Origin of the sequence: Streptomyces fumanus (assembly GCF_014655295.1) — a bacterium.
Classification (GTDB): Bacteria; Actinomycetota; Actinomycetes; order Streptomycetales; family Streptomycetaceae; genus Streptomyces; species Streptomyces fumanus.
In genome coordinates, this window is record NZ_BNBI01000009.1 from 213,116 (window position 1) to 233,414 (window position 20,299).

The following is a 20,299-nucleotide window of genomic DNA, read 5'->3' on the forward strand; positions in this document are numbered from 1 at the left end:
GCGCCGCTCAGTGCTTGGCGGGCAGGAAGCCCACGCGGTCGTACGCCTGGGAGAGGGTCTCCGCGGCCACGGCACGCGCCTTCTCGGCGCCCTTGGCCAGGACCGCGTCCAGCGTCTCCGGGTCGTCCAGGTACTGCTGGGTGCGCTCCCGGAACGGCGTCACGAACTCGACCATGATCTCGGCGAGGTCCGTCTTGAGCGCGCCGTAGCCCTTGCCCGCGTACTTCTCCTCCAGCTCGCCGATGCCCGCCCCGGTGAGGGTGGAGTAGATGGTGAGGAGGTTGCTGATGCCGGGCTTGTGCTCGACGTCGTAGCGGATCACGGTGTCGGTGTCGGTGACCGCGCTCCTGACCTTCTTGGCGGTGGTCTTCGGCTCGTCCAGGAGGTTGATCAGGCCCTTCGGCGTGGACGCCGACTTGCTCATCTTGACCGTCGGGTCCTGGAGGTCGTAGATCTTCGCCGTCTCCTTGAGGATGTACGCCGAGGGCACGGTGAAGGTGTCGCCGAAGCGGCCGTTGAAGCGCTCGGCCAGGTCGCGGGTGAGCTCGATGTGCTGGCGCTGGTCCTCGCCGACGGGGACCTGGTGGGCCTGGTACAGCAGGATGTCCGCGACCTGGAGCACCGGGTACGTGAACAGGCCGACGGAGGCGCGGTCGGCGCCCTGCTTGGCGGCCTTGTCCTTGAACTGGGTCATGCGGCCGGCCTCGCCGAAGCCGGTGATGCAGTTCATGACCCAGGCGAGCTGGGCGTGCTCGGGGACATGGCTCTGGACGAAGAGCGTGCAGCGGTCCGGGTCGAGGCCGGCGGCCAGCAACTGGGCGGCGGCCAGCCGGGTGTTGGCGCGCAGCTCCTTCGGGTCCTGCGGGACCGTGATCGCGTGCAGGTCGACGACCATGTAGAACGCGTCGTGGGTCTCCTGCAGGGCCACCCACTGGCGGACGGCGCCCAGGTAGTTGCCGAGGTGGAACGAGCCTGCGGTGGGCTGGATTCCGGAGAGCACGCGGGGTCGGTCAGAAGCCATGCTCACCATTCTCTCAGGTTCCGCGGACCGCTCCGGAACTGGCCGGGAACAGGGGGGAACCGATCGCGGCCCGGAGCGGCGCTCGCCCTGGCCCTGCGGCCCCTTGCCGGACGGATACCTCGGCTCCGCCGGGAGCGGGCGCAGGGGCCCCGGCAGGAGCTGATCGACGGATGAGCCGGCCCGACCGGTGGCACCCGCACCGCTACGTCGCGGGGCGGCCCGGCGGGAGGGCCGGGCCGCCCTGGCGGGAAGCCGTCCGCGCGGGCCGGCCGAGGGGTCAGCCGAGGTCGATCTCCGGGTACAGCGGGAAACCGGCCACGAGGTCGGTGGCCCGGCGGGAGATCTCCTCCGAGATCTTCGGGTCCAGGACGTGCTGGGCCTTGGAGGGGGCGCCCTTGCTGGTGGTGCCGGGCTCGGTGGCGGTCAGGACGCGGTCGATGAGACCGGCGACCTCGTCCATCTCGGCGGTGCCCAGGCCCCGGGTGGTCAGGGCGGGGGTGCCGATGCGGATGCCGGAGGTGTACCAGGCGCCGTTGGGGTCGGCCGGGATGGCGTTGCGGTTGGTGACGATGCCGGAGTCCAGCAGGGCGGCCTCGGCCTGGCGGCCGGTGAGCCCGTAGGAGGTGGCCACGTCGATCAGGTTGAGGTGGTTGTCGGTGCCGCCGGTGACCAGGGTGGCGCCGCGGCGCATCAGGCCCTCGGCGAGGGCGCGGGAGTTGTCGACGATGCGCTGGGCGTAGTCCCGGAAGGAGTCCTGGCGGGCCTCGGCGAGGGCGACGGCCTTGGCGGCCATCACGTGCGGCAGCGGGCCGCCGAGGACCATCGGGCAGCCGCGGTCGACCTGGTCCTTGAGGGAGTCGTCGCACAGGACCATGCCGCCGCGCGGGCCGCGCAGCGACTTGTGGGTGGTGGTGGTGACGATCTGGGCGTGCGGCACCGGGTCGAAGTCGCCGGTGAGGACCTTGCCGGCGACGAGACCGGCGAAGTGCGCCATGTCGACCATGAGGGTGGCGCCGACCTCGTCGGCGATCTCCCGCATGATCCGGAAGTTCACCAGCCGGGGGTAGGCGGAGTAGCCGGCGACGATGATCAGCGGCTTGAACTCGCGGGCGGTGGCGCGCAGGGCCTCGTAGTCGAGGAGGCCGGTGGCGGGGTCGGTGCCGTAGGAGCGCTGGTCGAACATCTTGCCGGAGATGTTCGGGCGGAAGCCGTGGGTGAGGTGGCCGCCGGCGTCCAGGGACATGCCGAGCATCCGCTGGTTGCCGAACGCCTGGCGCAGCTCGGCCCAGTCGGCGTCGGAGAGGTCGTTGATCTGGCGGACGCCGGTCTTCTCCAGGAAGGGGGCCTCGACCCGGTCGGCGAGGACGGCCCAGAAGGCGACCAGGTTGGCGTCGATGCCGGAGTGCGGCTGGACGTAGGCGTGCCGGGCGCCGAAGAGTTCCCGGGCGTGCTCGGCGGCCAGGGACTCGACGGTGTCGACGTTGCGGCAGCCGGCGTAGAAGCGGCGGCCGACGGTGCCCTCGGCGTACTTGTCGCTGAACCAGTTGCCCATCGCCAGCAGGGTGGCCGGGGAGGCGTAGTTCTCGGAGGCGATCAGCTTGAGCATCTCGCGCTGGTCGGCGACCTCCTGGCCGATCGCGTCGGCCACGCGCGGCTCGACGGCGCGGATCACGTCGAGGGCGGCACGGTAGGCGGTGGAAGCGGGGGTGAGCTCTGCGGACATGGGGACCTCCGGACGTTGCTGTCGGCGTTCTAGGTCGGCCCAGGCGCACGGCACGTTCCGGTCCCCGGTGATCAGGGAACCGGGGCCGCTCCCCGATGGTTCGTCCATCCCAGCGCGCCAGTCACGGCCCCGTGGCCAGCCTACCGGGTGGGGTCGGGGTGCGTTTGCCGGGTTGCTCGTCGTTGCCGGGTGCGGGTTCGTCGCGGCTGGTCGCGCGGTTCCCCGCGCCCCTTTCGGCGCCCCTTTCGGGGCGCTTCCCCTGACGCCTCAGAGGATCACGTGGGGCAGGAATCTCGCGTACTCGTCGGTGACCAGGCCGGAGGACTCGCGGATGCCGAGGCCGGCGGACTCGTCCTCGACGACCCAGGCGCCGAGGACGACGTGGTTGCCGTCGAAGGCGGGCAGCGGGGCGAGCTCCTGGTAGCAGACGGGCTCGGTGCGCGGGTCGGCCTCGGTGCCGGCCGGGTGGACGGTCACGCCGGCGCCCTCGCGGCCGAGCAGCGGCTTGGCGACGTAGCCGGTGGTGCGGGCCAGTTCGCGGGGGCCGTCGAGGTAGGCGGGGAGGAGGTTGGGGTGGCCGGGGTACAGCTCCCACAGGACGGCGAGGAGGGCCTTGTTGCTCAGCAGCATCTTCCAGGCGGGCTCGATCCACAGGGTGGTGCCGGTGCCGCCGCCGTTGTCGAGGGTGTCCAGGACGTGGTCGGCGAAGCGGTCGGTGGTGAGCCACTCCCAGGGGTAGAGCTTGAAGCAGCTCCGGATGAAGCGGAGCCGGTTGTCGACGAAGCGGCCGGAGAGCCGGTCCCAGCCGATCTCCTCCATGGAGATCCAGTCGGTGTCCAGGCCGGCCTGCTCGGCGGTCTCCTTGAGGTAGGCGACGGTCATGAGGTCCTCGCCGAGTTCGTCGGCGGAGGAGTGCGCGAAGTACAGGGGGCTGCCGGGCGGGAGCAGGGCGGCCTGTCTCTTCCAGGCGGCGACCAGGCGTTCGTGGAGGGAGTTCCACTGGTCGGCGCCGGCAAAGCGCTCCTCCATCCAGAACCACTGCGGGGAGGCGGCCTCCACGAGGGAGGTCGGGGTGTCGGCGTTGTACTCCAGCAGCTTGGCCGGGCCGGTGCCGTCGTAGCGCAGGTCGAAGCGGGCGTAGACGGAGGGGAGTTCGGCCCGGCGGTGCCATGCCTCGGTGACCGCGCGGACCACCCGGGGGTCGGTGATGCCGAGGTCGGCGAAGCGGCCGGCGGTGACGATGTGGTCGGCCGCGGCCAGGCACATGCGGTGCAGTTCCTCGACGACCTCCTCCAGCGCCTCGACCTCCTCCAGGGAGAAGAGGTAGTAGGCGCTCTCGTCCCAGTAGGGGCGCAGGGAGCCGTCGGGGTAGCGGGTCAGGGGGTAGATGAGCCCCTGTTCCTCGACGGTGCGCTGCCAGTCGGGGCGGGGGTCGATGGTGCGGCGTTCCACGGGTCAGCCGCCGCCGCTGCCGGAGCCGGAGCAGCCGAAGCCGCCCCGGTCCACGGCCTCGTCGCGGCTGAAGGTGCCGGAGGTGGCCCACGTGCCGCTGACGTCGGCGTCGTAGTACCAGTCGGCGTCGACCCGGGTGGCGCCGGTCTTCCTGCCGCCCTTGCGGGCGGAGCCGGAGGACTTGCAGTTCTTGTCGGCGACGATCCGGTAGCCGTTGAGGGTGTCGTAGCTGTCGCGGTCCACGCAGCGGCGGTCGGGTTCGGAGCCGCACGAGGTCAGCGCTGCCGCCAGGACGCCCATGCCGCCGAGCACCACGGTGCTGGACCGCAGCCGCCGCCGGGTCTCTGCCATGTTCCTGTCTCCCCCTCGTCCCGGCCGGTCTTGCGGCCCTCGTCCGGCAGTTGGGCCGATGATATGCACGGCCGTCACCGGGGAGGGACTTTACGGCAGGGCGCGGCAGAGGGCGTCCAGGGCCCCCGCCCAGGCGTGGTCGGGCGGGGTGCCGTAGCCGACGACGACGGCGTCGACGGGCTCGGCGACGGCCCGGGGGTGGCGGAAGTAGGACAGGCCGTACAGGGCGAGGTGCTGCCAGGTGGCGGCCTGGACGACGGACTGCTCGGTGCCGGGCGGCAGGCGGAGCACGGCGTGCAGGCCGGCCGCGATGCCGGTGGCGCGGACCTCGGGGTTGCGGGCGGCGAGCGCGGCGATCAGGGCGTCGCGGCGCCGGCGGTAGCGCAGCCGGGCGGCGCGGACGTGCCGGTCGTGGGCGCCGGAGGTGAGGAACTCGGCGAGGGTGAGCTGTTCCAGGGCCGCGCAGGTGTCGCTGGAGCCCTTGGCGGCGACCATGTCGTCCATCAGCCCCGGCGGCAGGACCGCCCAGCCCAGCCGGACGCCGGGGGCGAGGGACTTGCTGGCGGTGCCCAGATAGACCACGCGGTCGGGGTCCAGGCCCTGGAGGGCGCCGACGGGCTGGCGGTCGTAGCGGAACTCGCCGTCGTAGTCGTCCTCCAGGACCAGGGCGCCGGTGCGCCGGGCCCAGTCCACGACGGCCGCCCGCCGGTCGGGCCGCAGCGGCTCGCCCATCGGGAACTGGTGGGCGGGGGTGAGCAGGACGGCCCCGGCGTCACAGGCCGGCGAGCGGGGGTCGGTGCCCCGGTCGTCATAGGGCAGCGGGACGGTGCGCAGACCGGCGGCGGTGAGCAGGTCCCGGTGGAAGTGCAGGCCGTAGGACTCCACGGCGACCGTGTGGACGCCTCGGGCGCGCAGCACCGTGCCGAGCAGGGTGAGGCCGTGCGCGAACCCGCCGCAGACCAGGACGCGTTCCGGACCGGTGCGGACACCGCGGACGCGGGAGAGGTAGCCGGCGAGGGCGGTGCGCAGTTCGGGGCGGCCGCGGGGGTCGCCGTAGCCGAGGGCGTCGTTCGGGGCGGCGGCCAGCGCGCGGCGGGCGGCCCTGAGCCACTCGGCGCGCGGGAAGGAGGCGAGGTCGGGGGTGCCGGGGCGCAGGTCGTAGGCGGGGCCGGCGGGCACCCGGGGGTGGCTGACCGGGTCGGTCACCGGCGCGGCCACGGCCCGGTCGGCGACCCGGGTGCCCGAGCCCTGGCGCGCGGTGAGCCAGCCCTCGGCGACCAGGTCGGCGTAGGCGTCGGCGACGGTGTTGCGGGCGATGCCCAGGTCGGCGGCGAGGGTACGGGAGGACGGCAGACGGGTGCCGGGGGCGAGGCGGCCGGTGCGGACGGCGTCGCGCAGGGCGTCGGTCAGGCCCCGGCGCAGCCCCGGCCCGGTCGGTTCCAGGTGCAGGTCGAAGCCGAGAGTGGCCCAGGATCGCGGCATGGAAATGGACCATACTCCTGGGCTGCTTCGTTCCTAGGGTCGAGGCATGACGATCGACACGACGACCCGCATCGAAGCCACCCCGTCTCCGACTCCTTACGCGCCCGAACCACCCGCCCGGCTGGAGTGGGCCAAGCACGCCCCCGAGGTCTACAAGGCGATGATCCGGCTGGACGCCGCCGCCAAGCGGGGCCTGGACCCGAAGCTGTACGAGCTGGTGAAGATCCGCGCCTCGCAGATCAACCACTGCGCGCTCTGCATCGACATGCACACCAAGGACGCGCTCGCGGCGGGCGAGAGCGTGGAGCGGATCGTGCAGCTCTCCGCCTGGGAGGAGTCCCGCGCGTTCTACACGGAGCGGGAGCTGGCGGCGCTGGAGCTGACCGAGGCGGTGACCGTGCTGACGGACGGTTTCGTGCCGGACGAGGTGTACGAGAAGGCCGCCGCGCACTTCGAGGAGGCGGAGCTGGCCCAGTTGATCGCCGCGATCGCGGTGATCAACGCCTGGAACCGGTTCGGGGTCACCTGCCGGATGGCGCCGGGCCACTACCGGCCGGGGCAGCACGGATGACCGCGCGCACCGGGCTGCTCGACCGCGAGGTCGCCGCGGCGATGTCGGCGCTCAGCGCGGCGGCGAAGCGGGGGCTCGGCGACCCGGCCCTCGCCGAGCTGGTGGTGATCCGCGCCTCGCAGCTCAACCACTGCGCCTTCTGTCTGGACATGCATCTCACCCTCGCCCGCGAGTACGGGGTGAGCGAACAGCAGCTCGATCTCCTCGCCGCCTGGGAGGAGGCCGAGGGCGTCTTCGACGAGCGGGAGCGGGCCGCGCTGGCACTGACCGAGGCGGTGACCGTGCTGACCGACGGCTTCGTGCCGGACGCGGTGTACGAGAAGGCCGCCGCGCACTTCGCCCCGGGGGAACTCGCCCATCTGATCGGGCTGATCGCCGCCATCAACAACTGGAACCGGGTGATGGTCAGCCGCCGCATTCCGCCGGGGGGATATACACCGTGAGCACCGCAGGCGACGCCGGCTCCGTGGGCGGGGCCGACTCCGTGGACCGGGCCGGTTCCGTGCGGGACGCCGGTTGCGCGGACAAGGCCGAGCGTTTCCGCGCGCTGCACCGGCATCGCGCGCCGGACGATCCGCTGGTGCTGCCCGGGCCGTGGGACGCGGCGAGCGCCCGGGTGTTCGAGGAGGCCGGGTTCCCGGCGCTCGCGACACCCAGCGCGGGCGTCGCGGCCTCCCTCGGCTACGAGGACGGGCACACCCCGGCCGACGAGATGTTCGCGGCGGTCGCCAGGATCACGCGGGCCGTGCGGGTGCCGGTGTCGGCGGACGTGGAGGACGGGTACGGGCTGGCGCCGAAGGAGCTGGTGGAGCGGCTGCTGGCGGCGGGCGCCGTGGGCTGCAACCTGGAGGACTCGGCCGGGGGCGTGCTCAAGGACCCGCGCGAACACGCGGAGTGGCTCGCCGAGGTGCGCTCGGCGGCGGGGGGCGAGCTGTTCGTCAACGCGCGGGTGGACACGTTCCTGCGCGGCGTCTGCGACCCCGAACGGGCCATCGAGCGGGCCGCGTTGTACGTGGCGGCGGGCGCGGACTGCGTGTATCCGATCCTGGCCCCGCCGGAGGTCCTGCCGTTGCTGCGGGCCGGGATATCCGGGCCGGTCAACGTGTTCGCGCGGCCCGGCCAGGACCCCTCGCCCGCCCGGCTGGGCGAACTCGGGGCCACCCGGATCACCTTCGGCCCCGGCCTCCAGCGCCACGCGACCGAGGCCCTCCGGGAGACGGCGGCACGGCTGCGGAGCTGAGCGGGGACGGACGAGCGACGGCTCACCGGCCGGATCGGGGGGCGGTCGGTGGGCCGGAGGGGCGGGCCGGTGGGGCCGGACATGCCGGAGGCCCCGCACCGGGCGGGGCCTCGCGGGGAACGCGGAATCAGATGAGGCCGAGGCCGCGGACCGCCTCGCGCTCGTCCGCCAGCTCCTTGACGGAGGCGTCGATACGGGTGCGGGAGAACTCGTTGATCTCCAGGCCCTGGACGATCTCGTACTTGCCGTCCTTGCAGGTGACCGGGAAGGAGGAGATCAGGCCCTCCGGGACGCCGTAGGAGCCGTCCGACGGGATGCCCATGGAGACCCAGTCGCCCTCGGCGGTGCCGTTGACCCAGGTGTGGACGTGGTCGATGGCGGCGTTGGCGGCCGACGCGGCGGAGGACGCGCCCCGGGCCTCGATGATCGCCGCACCGCGCTTGGCGACGGTCGGGATGAAGTCCTCGGCCAGCCACTTCTCGTCGTTGACGACCTCGGCGGCGTTCTTGCCGGCGATGGTGGCGTGGAAGATGTCCGGGTACTGGGTGGCGGAGTGGTTGCCCCAGATGGTCAGCCGCTTGATGTCGGCGACCGTGGAGCCGGTCTTCTTCGCCAACTGGGTCAGCGCCCGGTTGTGGTCCAGACGGGTCATCGCGGTGAACCGCTCGGCCGGTACGTCGGGGGCGGCGGCCTGCGCGATCAGCGCGTTGGTGTTGGCCGGGTTGCCGACGACGAGGACCTTGATGTCGTCCGCGGCGTGGTCGTTGATGGCCTTGCCCTGCGGCTTGAAGATGCCGCCGTTGGCCTCCAGGAGGTCACCGCGCTCCATGCCCTTGGTGCGGGGGCGGGCACCGACGAGCAGGGCGACGTTGGCGCCGTCGAAGGCGACGTTCGGGTCGTCGGTGATCTCGATGCCCTGGAGCAGCGGGAACGCGCAGTCGTCCAGTTCCATCGCGGTGCCCTCGGCGGCCTTCAGCGCCGGGGTGATCTCCAGCAGGCGCAGCTTGACCGGCACGTCCGCGCCGAGCAACTGGCCGGAGGCGATGCGGAAGAGCAGGGCGTAACCGATCTGGCCGGCCGCGCCGGTGACGGTGACGTTCACGGGAGTGCGGGTCATGGCGTTCTCCGTATGAGCTGGCGGTGGGGCGTCCCTGCCCCGCTGTGTTTGATCGATCTCTTGGCGTCAAGAGATCTACCCAGCGGTCAGGCTATCGCGCATCCGGGATGCCGGACGTCCGGGTCGGTGTAACCCGGCCCACAGCGTCGCCGTACACATCCGCGCACACAGAAGAGGCGGCCGCCGGTCCGGGAGAGGGGGGACCTGGGCGACCGCCGTGGGGGGAGAAACCGTTGCCGGGCTCCCGTGGGGGGGTACTTTTCGCGTGCCCGCGATGGCGGGCGCCATGCACCCCCGCCGGAAGTTTTTTCCGGGACGGTTCTTCCGGGACGGGTTCCTCGGGAACGGGTTCTTCGGGGACGGGACGGATCACGCCCGGCCCCCGGTGCCGTTATGGGGTGCAGCCCTTCTCGCCCGACGCGAGGGTGACGCACGCGGTGGCGTCGGCGGCGTCCGGCACCGCCACCATCGGGGTGTACGCGATGGTGTCCCCGGCCGTGGTGACCGAGCCGGTCTGCTTGGCCTTGCCCGCGCTGACCTCGACCTCGTCGCCCGGCGCGGCCTGCGTGACCCGGCCCCAGACGGCACCGCAGACCTTGCTGTAGCGGACCTCGACCAGGGTGGTGCCGACGGTGACGGACTGCTCGGTGGTGACCAGGTCGCCGCCGCAGCCCATAGCCTCCGCGTCCTTGCCGGTGCACTGGTCGCCGCTGCACTTCACGCCCGGCGGCAGGCTCTTGCGGGCGGTCGCGGTGGGCGAGGGCGAGGGCTTGGCACCCTCGTTCTCCTTCTCCCCGCCGTCGTGCAGCAGGAAGAAGGCCCCGGCGAGCACGCCCAGGACACCGACGACACCGGCGGCGAACATCGCCGTCCGCTTGCCGGCGGGGCCGCGCCGGGGGCGGGGAGCGGGGGGCGGCGTGCCGTGCGGGCCACCGCCGTACGGGGGCGGCGGGGTTCCGTACGGAGCCGACGGCGTTCCGTACGGACTGCCCGGGACGGACGGGCGCGGGCCGCCCGGGACGGACGGCCGGGGACGGCCCGGAGCGGCGGGTGGGCCGCCGAAGGCCACGGTGGCGTCCCGCCCGGGTACGGCCCCGCCGCGGCGGGGCCCGGAGGGCGCGGGGCCGCGGTACCCGGCCAGTCCCCAGGAGTTGACGGGCGCGGACTCACCGGCGGCCGGACCCGGTCCGGGCGACGCGGCGGCCGGGCCCCGGTCCCGTACGGCACCGTCGCGGCCCGTGGCCGAGTCCGCGCTGTCCGCGGCCGTCGGCCGGCTCGGTACGGGCGGGGAGGCGGGCCCGGCAGCGGCGGAACCGGGACCTGTGGGACCGGGACCCGTGGGACCGGCGGGGCCGGGACCGGCGGGGCCAGTCGGACGCGTGGGGCCAGGACCCGCCCGGCCGCCCTCCGTCTCGTTCCGTCCGCCGCCCGGTTCGCCGAGTGCCGCCCGTGCCTGGGAGATCCGTATGGCCTCGATCGTCCGGTCGTGCCGCATCTCCGCGCGGCTCCAGGCGCGTTCGGCCAGCTCCCACATGGTGGTCAGGTGGACCGGGTCGGTCTCCGTGACCTCGGCCAGGGCCACGACCGCGCCCTTGGGGGCGAGCAGCCGGCCGTTGAGGTACTTCTCCCAGGAGGTCTTGCTGTAACCCGTGGCGTCGGCCAGCGCCGCGACGCTCAGATCACTGCGGTCGACGAGCCGGCGCAACTGGCCGGCGAACTCGCGGATCTGCGGATCGAGATCGTCCGGCAGTGCCTTCCAACGAGGCATCGCTTCCCCCCTCTTCCCCCGGGTGACGTGCTGGTCGTTCCCCCTGTGCGTGAAGCCCTCCGCCGAGTCCCCGGCCGGCTGCTCACGGGGATGCGTCGGTCGGGGGTCTCAGGTTCCCGGGGTGGGGGCGCACAGGAGCGCGGTGGCCGCGGGTGTGCACGGTCGCACGCCAGTCGGCCGCGGTCCAGTGTTCCATCGGGCCCTCGCTCCGCCCAAATGAACCCCGGAAGCCGTCCTGACCTCGCCGTACGGGTGGGTCTGGGCGGGCCGGTGCGGTCCGGTGCGGCCCATGCGTCACGTTCGTCACGGAGTCCGTTCCAGAACGGTCACTTCCGTGCCACAGCGTACTGACAGGCGTTGAACAGCCGCTGCGGGGCGCGGGAAGGTGGGTGCGGACGGCGGCCCGTCCCTCCACGGGGGAGGGGACGGGCCGCCGTCGCGCTGTCCGGTGTCACTCGTTGCTGACGGTGAAGTGCAGGGCGTCCTTGAGGAACGGGATCTGCAGCCACGGATCGGGCTGGGCCATCATCGCCAGCAGGACGATGGCCAGGCCCAGGACCCCGTAGGTGGCGATGTCGGTGAAGCGGGAGCGGACCGCGAGCATGCCGACGTCGGGCAGCAGCCAGCGCAGCGCGGCTCCGCCGAGCAGGGCGAGGCCGATGAGCAGCATGCCGTAGCGGAAGACGTCCAGCGCGGTCAGCAGCAGGCCGAGACCGACCAGGCCGGCCACGGCGAGGACGGGCCACTGCCGGGCGGGCGCCGGGGCGTCCCGGGGCGCGGCCCGGCCACCGCCCTCGGGGGGCGCGGTGTCCCGGGTGAACAGCGGGAAGCGGCGGGTGACGCGCCGGGGCCGCCCGTGCGCGTCGGGCGCGCTGACCGGGTCGGTCACGGTGATGCCGTCGAGGTCCGGCTCAGTACCGGCCCCCTTCCGCCCCTCCTCCACGTCCGCCTCCCGGCTCGCTCCCCCGGCCCTGGACCCGGCCGTCTCCGGGCTCGCTCCCCCGGTCCTCGGCGTGTCCGGCTGCGCGGAGGCCCCCCGCTTCTCCCCCTCAGCCGGCACTGCGTTCCGCCGCCTCGACGACGTTGACGAGGAGCTGGGCGCGGGTCATCGGGCCGACGCCGCCGGGGTTGGGGGAGATCCAGGCGGCGACCTCGGCGACGCCGGGGTGGACATCGCCGACGATCTTGCCCTCGGCGTTGCGGGAGACGCCCACGTCGAGGACGGCCGCGCCCGGCTTGACGTCCTCGGCGCGGATCAGGTGCGGCGAGCCCGCGGCGGCGACGATGATGTCGGCGCGCTTGAGGTGGGCGGAGAGGTCACGGGTACCGGTGTGGCACTGGGTGACCGTGGCGTTCTCGCTGCGCCGGGTGAGCAGCAGCGGCATCGGCCGGCCGATGGTCACCCCGCGGCCGACGACCACGACCTCGGCGCCCTTGATCTCGACGCCGTAGCGGCGCAGCAGGGTGAGGATGCCGTTGGGGGTGCAGGGCAGCGGCGCCGGCTCGTTGAGGACGAGGCGGCCGAGGTTCATCGGGTGGAGCCCGTCCGCGTCCTTGTCCGGGTCCATCAGCTCCAGGATGCGGTTCTCGTCGATGCCCCGGGGCAGCGGGAGCTGGACGATGTAGCCGGTGCAGGCGGGGTCCTCGTTCAGCTCGCGGACGACCGCCTCGATCTCCTCCTGCGTGGCCGTGGCGGGCAGTTCGCGCTGGATGGAGGCGATGCCGACCTGGGCGCAGTCGCGGTGCTTGCCGGCGACGTACTTCTGGCTGCCGGGGTCGTCGCCGACCAGGACGGTGCCGAGGCCGGGCGTGACGCCCTTCTCCTTCAGCGCCGCCACGCGGGCGGCCAGTTCGGACTTGATCGCGGCTGCGGTGGCCTTGCCATCGAGAATCTGGGCGGTCATGACCCCATCCTCGCGGATGACCGGCCCCCTGTTCCAATCCGGAGGCCGGCGGACCGCCCGCACCGGGCCCGGCCATGATCGGCCAGGTTGCACTTGCACAACGTCCGATGATTTGAACTGGACAATCACTCGCCCGGCCTACGACGATGAACGGCGCACTGCGCGGTCAAGCTCGGGGGGCGAACCGCTCGTACGTCCGACGTTCCTCCGTGTCGTCCGCATCGTCCCCGCTTGCGCTACGGAGGAAGCCCGCCATGAGTTTCGGCTCGCCCAACAACCCCTACGGTCAGCCGCAGAATCCCCAGCAGCCCGGTTACGGCCACCCCCAGCCGGACCAGTCCGGATACGGCCACCCCCAGCAGGGCCAGCCCGGCTACGGCGCCCCCCAGCAGCCCGGATACGGCCAGCCCCAGCAGGGCCAGCCCGGCTACGGCTACCCGCAGGCGCCCGGCCTCCCGCCGCAGCAGGGGTACGGCTATCCGCAGCAGCCCGGTTACCCGGGCGGGTCCGTGCCGGGTGGTCCGCGGGTCGCCTCGATGGGCCGCCGCTTCGGCGCCCGGGTGATCGACGGTGTGGCCTTCGGAATCATCTACACCGTGCTCATCGTGGTCGGGGTGGTCGGCTCCCTCGGCGCGGCGCAGGACTGCGACCCGAACTCCGTGAACTACGACTCGTGCATCAACGACGCCGGGTCGGACTTCGCCAGTGCGTTCGGTGCGATGTTCGGTGTGCTGGCGATCGTGGGCCTGCTCTACGAGTGGCTGATGACCGGTCTGGTGGGCGCCACGCTCGGCAAGCTGTGCGTCGGCATCCGCGTGGTCAAGGTGGACACCGGCCAGAAGCCGGGCCTGGGTTCGTCCTTCATCCGGTGGATCATCCCGATGGTCGGCAGCATCGCCTGCGGTATCGGTCAGTTGCTGGTCTACCTGTCCCCGTTCTGGGACAAGTCCGGCCGCCAGCAGGGCTGGCACGACAAGGCCGCCAGCACGATGGTCGTCCAGAACTGACGCCGCAGGGGCGTCGCGTTCCCGCCATTCACCCGTGAGGGCCGTGTCTCACCCGTACGAGGGGGGCACGGCCCTTATGTGTCGCCCTAGTCTGAGGAGGCAGCCGTCAGGCACGGGGAGACGCACCTTGTACAGCATCATCGTGGTACCTCCGCCGACCACGGAGGACGGGCCCGGCCGCACCGCCCCCGCACAGCTCCGGCTCGCCCCCGGCGAACGGCTGGCCTTCGGCCGGTCGGTCCCCGAGGGCGGACTGCTGATCGCGCACGACGGGGTGTCCCGCAGGGCGGGTGAGATCACGGCCCAGGGCTCCTTCTGGACCCTCAGCAACCTCTCGGCCCGCCAGACGTACGTGGTGGAGAACCCGGAAGGGGCGGGCGAGCACATCAAGGTGGCGCCGGGGCGGCTGGACGCGCCGGTGCCGTTCGAGTTCTCGCGGATCGTGCTGCCCGCGGCGGGCGATCTGCTGCCGGTCGAGGTGTGGGCGCCGCGCCACGACTATCTGCGCGCCGAGGACGGCACCGACGGGGAGCCGACCGCCCCGGCCTTCTCCGTGGACCGCACCAAGCGGTACTTCGCGGTGCTGGCCGCCCTGTGCGAACCGCGGCTGCGCGGCACGCCGCACGCGCCGCTGCCGACGGTCGAGCAGGTCGTCGAGCGGCTGCGGCCGGGCTGGCCGGCCGCGTCCCGTACGACGGTGCAGTGGAACATCGACTACCTGGCCGTCAAGCTGCGGCTGAAACCGGGCCCGGAGACCGCCGAGCCGGGGACCCGGCTGAACGGCAAGAAGGAGTCCCTGGTCTCCCTGGCGCTCCGGTTCGACCTGGTCCGCGAGGACGACCTGGCCGTACTGGCGACGGCGCCCCGGCCGGCGGCACCCGGGCGGTCGGCGTCCGAGCGGTCGGCCCCGGCGTCCGGGCCGCCCGCGTCCCGCCGGTCGGCGTCCGAGCGGGCGGCGTCCGAGCGGTCGGCGCCCGGCCGGCCGATGGCCGAGCAGCCCGCGTCCAGGCGGTCGGTCCGGTGACCGAGCCCTACGCCGTGCCGGTGCCGAAGGGATACCGGGTCGGCGACTGGGAGGTGCGGGAGCCGATCGCGACCGGCGCGTTCGGCAGCGTGTACGAGGGACGGCGCCGCTCCGGCGGCGACGACCTCCCGGCGACGGTGGCGCTGAAGTTCCTGCCCACCGGCACGGGCACCCCCCGCCACCTCACCCACCTGCGCGAACTGATCGACCGCGAGGTCGAGCTGCACCGCCGCCTGAGCCGGCCCCGGCTGATCCGGATGTACGCCACCCTCACCGTCGACGACCCGGCCCGCCCCTGCCTCGACGGCGCCACCGTCCTCGTACTGGAGCGGGCCGAGCGGTCGCTGGCGGCGCTGCCGGTGCGGCCGGCGGACGGGCCCGCGCTGCTCGCGCAGATCTGCGAGGGACTGGCACAACTGCACGAGGCGGGCTGGGTGCACGGGGATCTGAAACCGGCCAACGTGCTGCTGATGAAGGACGGTTCGGTCCGGCTGGCCGACTTCAACATGGCCGCCGAGCTGGAGGGCACCCACGCCTACACGCCCGCCTTCTCCACGCCCGACTACACCCCGCCGGAACTGCTCTGGGCGGAGATCGGCGAGCGGGGCCGGCAGATCCGTCCGTCCGCCGACGTATGGGCGTTCGGCGTCCTCGCCCACCTGCTGCTCACCGGCACCTTCCCGCTGCCCGGCGGCACCCCGGCGGCCCGGCGGGACGCGGCGGTCGCCTACGCCCGGGGCACCGCGGAGCTGCGGCTGTCGCCCGCGCTGCCGGAGCCGTGGCGGGACATCGTGCGGGCCTGTCTGACCCGTACGCACGCCGAACGCATCGGCACCCGGGCCCTGGCGCGCCGGGTGGCGGCGGCGGCCGGCGGGGCACCCCCGCGCCGCACCCGGACCTGGCGGCTGCTGCTGCTGGCCGGCGCGGCCGCCGCCGCCGTCGCGCTGGGCCTCGGCGTCAGCGCCGTCCTCGACGACGACACCGCGCCCGGCGGCCGGTCCGGCGGTACCGGCGGCGCGCGGGCCGCCGCCGCCTCCTACGGCGCGGCGGAACTCCGTACCGACCGGGACATCCCGGCCGCCTACCGGCTGCTGATCGTGGAGACCGCCCACGACTGCGACCGCGAAGAGGTCAGCCCCGTGCTGATCGCGGCCATGCTGAAGGTGGAGAGCGACTTCGACCCGCTGCTCTCCGACCCGGAGAAGAACGAGTACGGCATCGCCCGCTGGACCCCCAGCGTGCTGCGCTGGTGGATGCACGAGGACGGCACCCCCGGCGAGACCGTCCCCGAACCCCCGTTCCCGCCCGCCGAGTCCATCCCGGCGATGGGCCGCTACCTGTGCTGGATCACGCCCCGGCTCGACGACGACCTGCCCGGCGACCGCCGGGTGCTGATCGCCGCCGCGTACCGCACGTCGTACGACAAGGTGAACGACACGGGCGGCGTTCCCCCGAAATACCGCGCCTACGCCGCCCGCGTCGCCCACTACCTCAAGGAGTACACCCCGCCGGGGCGGTCGTGACCCTGGGAGTTCACAGGTACCGCACAGGGTGCCCGGCGGGCACGGTGGTGGCACACCGCCTCGGCGGTACGACCACCGACGTTCATGGGGGAACGACAGTGAACATCACCAAGCCCGCCGCCCTGCTCCTCGCGGCCTCGGCCCTGGTCGCCGGCTCCACGGCCGCGGCCACCGCCGCCGACCCGGCCGGCACCCGGGTCACCGGCCTCCAGCGGGCCGCCGACCAGGTGCTCGCCGACCGGCACCAGCCGCTCAGCGTCTCCGCCGACGCGGTCAGGTACGAGGGCCTGACCGTCACCGAGGCGCCGAAGACCACGTCCGCCCGGGACCTGGCCTGCGCCTACGGCCACCTCTGCATGATCGTGAAGGGCACCAAGTTCGACTTCTACAAGTGCCAGACGTGGAACGTGACCAACTGGACCGGCGACGGCCCGTTCACCAACAACCAGACGCCGGGCACGGTGGCGAAGTTCTTCAACAAGGACGGCAGCGTCCGCTGGACGTCCACCGCCTACCAGGCGGGCACCGCCACCTGGGACCCGATCTGGTCCCTGCGCCCCTGCTGATCGCGGCTGCCGCGAGGGCCCGCCGGTCGGTGACCGGCGGGCCCTCGCCGCGTTCCGGGAGTTCCGGACGGCTCAGGGCGGCAGTCCCGGCTCAGTGGAAGAAGTGGCGCGTGCCCGTGAAGTACATGGTCACGCCGGCCTTCTTCGCCGCCTCGACCACCAGTTCGTCACGGACCGAACCGCCCGGCTGGACCACGGCCTTGACGCCCGCCGCGGTCAGGATCTCCAGGCCGTCCGGGAACGGGAAGAACGCGTCGGACGCCGCGTACGCGCCCTGGGCGCGCTCGGCGCCGGCCCGCTCGACCGCGAGCTTCGCGGAGTCGACCCGGTTGACCTGGCCCATGCCGACGCCGACCGAGGCGCCGTCCTTGGCCAGCAGGATCGCGTTGGACTTCACCGCGCGGCACGCCTTCCAGGCGAACGCCAGCTCGGCCAGCTCCGCCTCGCCGAGCGCCTCGCCGGTGGCCAGCGTCCAGGTGGCCGGGTCGTCGCCCTCGGCCTGGAGGCGGTCGGCGACCTGGAGCAGGGCGCCGCCGTCGATGGGCTTGACCTCCACCGGGTGCGCGGGGGTCTCCGGGCAGCGCAGCACGCGGATGTTCTTCTTCTTGGTGAGGGCCTCCAGCGCGCCCTCCTCGTAGTCCGGCGCCACGATGACCTCGGTGAAGATCTCCGCGACCTGCTCGGCCATCTCCTTGCTGACCGGCCGGTTCACCGCGATCACGCCGCCGAACGCGGACAGCGGGTCGCAGGCGTGCGCCTTGCGGTGCGCCTCGGCGACGTCCGCGCCGATCGCGATGCCGCAGGGGTTGGCGTGCTTGATGATCGCCACACAGGGCTCGGCGTGGTCGTAGGCGGCCCGGCGGGCGGCGTCGGTGTCCGTGTAGTTGTTGTACGACATCTCCTTGCCGTGCAACTGCTCCGCCTCGGCCAGGCCGCCGGTGCCCGCGGTGTAGAGGGCGGCGGGCTGGTGCGGGTTCTCGCCGTAGCGCAGGGTGTGCGAGCGCTCCAGGCTGGTGGCGAGGAACTCCGGGAACGCGGAGTCGTCGGCGGGGGCGTACGCGGAGGCGAACCAGGAGGAGACCGCGATGTCGTACTCGGCGGTGTGCCGGAACGCCTCGGCGGCCAGGCGCTTGCGGGCGGCCAGGTCGAACCCGCCGTCGCGCACCGCGGCGAGCACGTCGGCGTACCGGGCGGGGCTGGTGACCACCGCGACCGAGGGGTGGTTCTTGGCGGCGGCGCGGACCATCGACGGGCCGCCGATGTCGATCTGCTCGACGCACTCGTCCGGGGTGGCGCCCGAGGCGACGGTCTCGCGGAACGGGTAGAGGTTGACCACGACCAGGTCGAACGGCTCCACGCCCAGCTCGGCGAGCTGCTCGCGGTGGCTGTCCAGCCGCAGGTCGGCGAGGATGCCCGCGTGCACCTTCGGGTGCAGGGTCTTGACCCGGCCGTCCAGGCACTCGGGGAAGCCGGTCAGCTCCTCGACCTTGGTGACGGGGATGCCGGCGGCGGCGATCCGGCCGGCCGTGGAGCCGGTGGAGACGAGTTCGACGCCCGCGTCGTGCAGCCCGCGGGCGAGGTCCTCCAGCCCGGTCTTGTCGTAGACGCTGACGAGCGCGCGACGGATGGCCCGCTGGGAGCTCTCGGCGGTGGCGGTCACTGGATAACTACCTTTCGTCCCTCAATGCGATAGCCGCGGCGGGCGAGCCGCCCCACGACATCGACGAGCAGCCTTCGCTCGACTTCCTTGATGCGCTCGTGCAGAGCGCTCTCGTCGTCCTCGTCCCGGATCTCCACCACGCCCTGCGCGATGATCGGCCCGGTGTCGACGCCGTCGTCGACGAAGTGGACGGTGCAGCCGGTGACCTTGGCGCCGTACGCGAGCGCGTCCCGTACGCCGTGGGCCCCCGGGAAGCTCGGGAGGAGAGCGGGGTGGGTGTTGACGAACCGCCCCCCGAAACGGGCCAGGAACTCCTTGCCCACGATCTTCATGAACCCGGCCGAGACCACCAGGTCCGGCTCGTGGGCGGCGACGGCGGCGGCGAGCGCCGCGTCCCACTCCTCGCGGGTGGCGTGGTCCCTGACCTTGCACACGAACGTCGGCAGCCCGGCGCGCTCGGCACGCGCGAGCCCCTCGATGCCGTCGCGGTCCGCGCCGACGGCGACGATCTCGGCCCCGTACGTCTCGGCGCCGGTGGCGGCGATCTCGTCGAGCAGCGCCTGCAGGTTGGTGCCGGATCCGGAGACCAGCACGACCAGTCGCCTGACGCGCTCGGCCACGGGCTTGGCGGCCACGGTGGGGGCCCTTTCTCGGGGAAGCGGGTGCCTGCGGCCGGTCCGCACCGCCGCGTTTGTACGGTCGTACGAATGCTTCGCGCCCCGGGATACGGGGAAGTCTACGAAGCGGCCGGCCGTCAGCAACGATACCGGCACACCGGACGGCCCCCTCGGGACGGGGGCGTGGCCGGAAGGTAGCGTCTGGTCGAAGCGGGGCGCTGCCGCCGGTGTGGCGGTCGGCGCCGGTGCTCGGCGTCGGTGGTGCCCCGTGCTGCCGGCCCTCGCCGCGGCGCGTTCGGCGGCGGCCGACGGTCGGCGGCGGCCGCGGTCGGTGACGGTGGTTGTCGACGGTGGTCGGCGGCGGCCGCGGTCGGCGGCGTGGGCGTCGGCGGTGGCGGGAACGCTGCTGGTGTGCCGGGCGTTCACCAGTCGTACCCGTATCGCCCGCTCGACCCGACCATTCCTATTCGCCAAGGGGAAGACGCTCACTTGATGCCGGACCGCAGCCTGCGACTGCTCATGCTCCCCCAGCAGTCGGCGCAGGGAGGGGAGCACAGCACCGGTGTGCTGCTGCGGGAGCGCCCGTCCTCGCCGCCCGACGCGCCCAGTGGCCCCGACGGGGCGTCCCCGTCCCAGGACGACAACCCCTTCGCGCCCCCGCCCGAGGGCACCCCGGACCGGCCCTGGCAGCCCCGGCACCCGTCGGGCGGTGACGACCAGGACGGCGACCGGGGCGCGCAGGGCGGCCGCACGCCCTGGGGCGGCCGCTGGAGCGACCGGCAGCCCGGCCGCTCCCCCGGCGGCTTCGGCGAGCGTCCCGGGCCGCGCCCCGAGGGGCCGTCCGGCGGTCCCGGCCCGCGCTGGGACCCGGCCGACCCCGCCCAGCGCCGCGCTCGGTACGCGCTGCTGAGCGGCATGTGGGCGCTGTTCTTCGCCCTGTTCAGTTGGCCGTACGTGGCCCTGCTGCTCGGCGCGCTCGCCCTGTACTGGGGCATCAGCGCCCTGCGCGCCAAGCCCCGGGCCGCCACCGACCCCGACACCCCGGCGGCGCCCGAGCCGGCCGGCCGGCCGCAGACGACCGCCGCGGTCAGCGGCCTGGTCACGGCCTCGCTGGGCATCGTCCTGGTCGCCGCGTCCTTCGCCGCGCAACTCGTCTACAGCGACTACTACACGTGCCGCAGCGACGCCCTCACCAACGAGTCGAGACAGTCCTGCAGCGAGCATCTGCCGGAGCAGTTGCGGGGGGTGCTGGGCAGCGAGGGCTGATCCTCGG

General features: G+C 73.4%; 18 protein-coding genes, 1 pseudogene and 1 riboswitch. Of the genes and pseudogenes, 8 read left to right on the forward strand and 11 right to left on the reverse strand.

The genetic code is table 11. The annotated features are described in order from the left end of the window. Nucleotides 1–7: 7 nt before the first annotated feature. From trpS to pdxR, 5 genes are all read right to left on the reverse strand, one after another. Entirely contained in the window at nucleotides 8–1,021 is a 1,014-nt protein-coding gene (trpS, locus tag IE316_RS21075) for a tryptophan--tRNA ligase (RefSeq protein WP_190205989.1), read from the reverse strand. Between the two features lie 277 nt (nucleotides 1,022–1,298). Then, on the reverse strand, nucleotides 1,299–2,744 hold the full coding sequence (locus IE316_RS21080) for a glycine hydroxymethyltransferase (RefSeq protein ID WP_190205990.1): 1,446 nt from the start codon (nucleotides 2,742–2,744) through the stop codon (nucleotides 1,299–1,301). Nucleotides 2,745–2,774: 30 nt separating this feature from the next. Beyond that, nucleotides 2,775–2,879, reverse strand: a riboswitch (ZMP/ZTP riboswitch). Between the two features lie 132 nt (nucleotides 2,880–3,011). Continuing rightward, nucleotides 3,012–4,196, reverse strand: coding sequence for a glutathionylspermidine synthase family protein (locus IE316_RS21085; protein WP_190205991.1), 1,185 nt, complete (start codon nucleotides 4,194–4,196; stop codon nucleotides 3,012–3,014). A 3-nt stretch (nucleotides 4,197–4,199) separates the two neighbouring features. Beyond that, nucleotides 4,200–4,547 (reverse strand): hypothetical protein, encoded by a 348-nt coding sequence (locus tag IE316_RS21090; protein WP_190205992.1) that lies wholly within the window; start codon nucleotides 4,545–4,547, stop codon nucleotides 4,200–4,202. 90 nt (nucleotides 4,548–4,637) lie between these two features. Further along, nucleotides 4,638–6,029, reverse strand: a complete 1,392-nt coding sequence (gene pdxR / locus IE316_RS21095) for a MocR-like pyridoxine biosynthesis transcription factor PdxR (protein ID WP_190205993.1) — start codon at nucleotides 6,027–6,029, stop codon at nucleotides 4,638–4,640. A gap of 46 nt (nucleotides 6,030–6,075) precedes the next feature. Between pdxR and IE316_RS21100 the strand changes: the two genes are divergently transcribed. Genes IE316_RS21100 through IE316_RS21110 form a run of 3 tightly spaced genes read left to right on the forward strand, consistent with a single transcriptional unit; the run spans nucleotide 6,076 to nucleotide 7,840 of the window. Beyond that, nucleotides 6,076–6,600, forward strand: coding sequence for a carboxymuconolactone decarboxylase family protein (locus IE316_RS21100; RefSeq protein WP_190205994.1), 525 nt, complete (start codon nucleotides 6,076–6,078; stop codon nucleotides 6,598–6,600). Continuing rightward, nucleotides 6,597–7,043 carry a carboxymuconolactone decarboxylase family protein gene (locus tag IE316_RS21105; protein ID WP_190205995.1) on the forward strand — a complete coding sequence of 149 codons (447 nt, stop codon included), beginning with the start codon at nucleotides 6,597–6,599 and terminating at the stop codon, nucleotides 7,041–7,043. Before IE316_RS21100 ends, IE316_RS21105 begins: the two co-directional genes overlap by 4 nt. A 59-nt stretch (nucleotides 7,044–7,102) precedes the next feature. Continuing rightward, nucleotides 7,103–7,840 carry an isocitrate lyase/PEP mutase family protein gene (locus IE316_RS21110; protein WP_190206178.1) on the forward strand — a complete coding sequence of 246 codons (738 nt, stop codon included), beginning with the start codon at nucleotides 7,103–7,105 and terminating at the stop codon, nucleotides 7,838–7,840. Between the two features lie 127 nt (nucleotides 7,841–7,967). On the opposite strand, the gene IE316_RS21115 is transcribed toward IE316_RS21110, so the two are convergent. From IE316_RS21115 to IE316_RS21130, 4 genes are all read right to left on the reverse strand, one after another. After that, nucleotides 7,968–8,957: a malate dehydrogenase gene (locus IE316_RS21115; RefSeq protein ID WP_190205996.1), complete on the reverse strand. Its 990-nt coding sequence runs from the start codon at nucleotides 8,955–8,957 to the stop codon at nucleotides 7,968–7,970. A 391-nt stretch (nucleotides 8,958–9,348) separates the two neighbouring features. Continuing rightward, the gene (locus tag IE316_RS21120; RefSeq protein WP_190205997.1) at nucleotides 9,349–10,725 is read right to left on the reverse strand and encodes a helix-turn-helix domain-containing protein; all 1,377 of its coding nucleotides are present in this window, start codon (nucleotides 10,723–10,725) and stop codon (nucleotides 9,349–9,351) included. A 451-nt stretch (nucleotides 10,726–11,176) separates the two neighbouring features. Beyond that, nucleotides 11,177–11,668 carry a DUF3017 domain-containing protein gene (locus tag IE316_RS21125; protein WP_190205998.1) on the reverse strand — a complete coding sequence of 164 codons (492 nt, stop codon included), beginning with the start codon at nucleotides 11,666–11,668 and terminating at the stop codon, nucleotides 11,177–11,179. A 106-nt stretch (nucleotides 11,669–11,774) separates the two neighbouring features. Beyond that, nucleotides 11,775–12,629 (reverse strand): bifunctional methylenetetrahydrofolate dehydrogenase/methenyltetrahydrofolate cyclohydrolase, encoded by an 855-nt coding sequence (locus IE316_RS21130; protein WP_190205999.1) that lies wholly within the window; start codon nucleotides 12,627–12,629, stop codon nucleotides 11,775–11,777. Between the two features lie 254 nt (nucleotides 12,630–12,883). Here IE316_RS21130 and IE316_RS21135 point away from each other — a divergent pair, with 254 nt between their 5' ends. From IE316_RS21135 to IE316_RS21150, 4 genes and pseudogenes are all read left to right on the forward strand, one after another. Then, nucleotides 12,884–13,636: an RDD family protein gene (locus IE316_RS21135; RefSeq protein WP_190206000.1), complete on the forward strand. Its 753-nt coding sequence runs from the start codon at nucleotides 12,884–12,886 to the stop codon at nucleotides 13,634–13,636. 127 nt (nucleotides 13,637–13,763) lie between these two features. Continuing rightward, nucleotides 13,764–14,501, forward strand: a pseudogene (locus IE316_RS21140) (FHA domain-containing protein); the annotation flags it as partial. A gap of 155 nt (nucleotides 14,502–14,656) precedes the next feature. Next, nucleotides 14,657–16,183, forward strand: a complete 1,527-nt coding sequence (locus IE316_RS21145; protein WP_190206001.1) for a protein kinase domain-containing protein — start codon at nucleotides 14,657–14,659, stop codon at nucleotides 16,181–16,183. Nucleotides 16,184–16,281: 98 nt separating this feature from the next. After that, a complete protein-coding gene (locus IE316_RS21150) occupies nucleotides 16,282–16,749 on the forward strand; it encodes a hypothetical protein (protein ID WP_190206002.1) in 468 nt (155 codons plus the stop codon). A gap of 91 nt (nucleotides 16,750–16,840) precedes the next feature. Here the strand turns inward: IE316_RS21150 and purH are convergent, their stop codons facing one another. After that, nucleotides 16,841–18,409, reverse strand: coding sequence for a bifunctional phosphoribosylaminoimidazolecarboxamide formyltransferase/IMP cyclohydrolase (gene purH / locus IE316_RS21155; protein ID WP_190206003.1), 1,569 nt, complete (start codon nucleotides 18,407–18,409; stop codon nucleotides 16,841–16,843). After that, nucleotides 18,406–19,044, reverse strand: coding sequence for a phosphoribosylglycinamide formyltransferase (gene purN / locus IE316_RS21160; RefSeq protein WP_190206004.1), 639 nt, complete (start codon nucleotides 19,042–19,044; stop codon nucleotides 18,406–18,408). Before purN ends, purH begins: the two co-directional genes overlap by 4 nt. 474 nt (nucleotides 19,045–19,518) lie before the next feature. Between purN and IE316_RS21165 the strand changes: the two genes are divergently transcribed. After that, the gene (locus tag IE316_RS21165; RefSeq protein ID WP_190206005.1) at nucleotides 19,519–20,292 is read left to right on the forward strand and encodes a hypothetical protein; all 774 of its coding nucleotides are present in this window, start codon (nucleotides 19,519–19,521) and stop codon (nucleotides 20,290–20,292) included. The last annotated feature ends 7 nt before the right edge of the window (nucleotides 20,293–20,299 follow it).

What these genes read in the sequence shown, in the direction of transcription:
- trpS (WP_190205989.1), bottom strand. Translation starts at nt 1,021, where the DNA reads ATGGCTTCTGACCGACCCCGCGTGCTCTCCGGAATCCAGCCCACCGCA.
- IE316_RS21080 (WP_190205990.1), bottom strand. Translation starts at nt 2,744, where the DNA reads ATGTCCGCAGAGCTCACCCCCGCTTCCACCGCCTACCGTGCCGCCCTC.
- IE316_RS21090 (WP_190205992.1), bottom strand. Translation starts at nt 4,547, where the DNA reads ATGGCAGAGACCCGGCGGCGGCTGCGGTCCAGCACCGTGGTGCTCGGC.
- pdxR (WP_190205993.1), bottom strand. Translation starts at nt 6,029, where the DNA reads ATGCCGCGATCCTGGGCCACTCTCGGCTTCGACCTGCACCTGGAACCG.
- IE316_RS21100 (WP_190205994.1), top strand. Translation starts at nt 6,076, where the DNA reads ATGACGATCGACACGACGACCCGCATCGAAGCCACCCCGTCTCCGACT.
- IE316_RS21105 (WP_190205995.1), top strand. Translation starts at nt 6,597, where the DNA reads ATGACCGCGCGCACCGGGCTGCTCGACCGCGAGGTCGCCGCGGCGATG.
- IE316_RS21115 (WP_190205996.1), bottom strand. Translation starts at nt 8,957, where the DNA reads ATGACCCGCACTCCCGTGAACGTCACCGTCACCGGCGCGGCCGGCCAG.
- IE316_RS21120 (WP_190205997.1), bottom strand. Translation starts at nt 10,725, where the DNA reads ATGCCTCGTTGGAAGGCACTGCCGGACGATCTCGATCCGCAGATCCGC.
- IE316_RS21130 (WP_190205999.1), bottom strand. Translation starts at nt 12,629, where the DNA reads ATGACCGCCCAGATTCTCGATGGCAAGGCCACCGCAGCCGCGATCAAG.
- IE316_RS21135 (WP_190206000.1), top strand. Translation starts at nt 12,884, where the DNA reads ATGAGTTTCGGCTCGCCCAACAACCCCTACGGTCAGCCGCAGAATCCC.
- IE316_RS21165 (WP_190206005.1), top strand. Translation starts at nt 19,519, where the DNA reads ATGCCGGACCGCAGCCTGCGACTGCTCATGCTCCCCCAGCAGTCGGCG.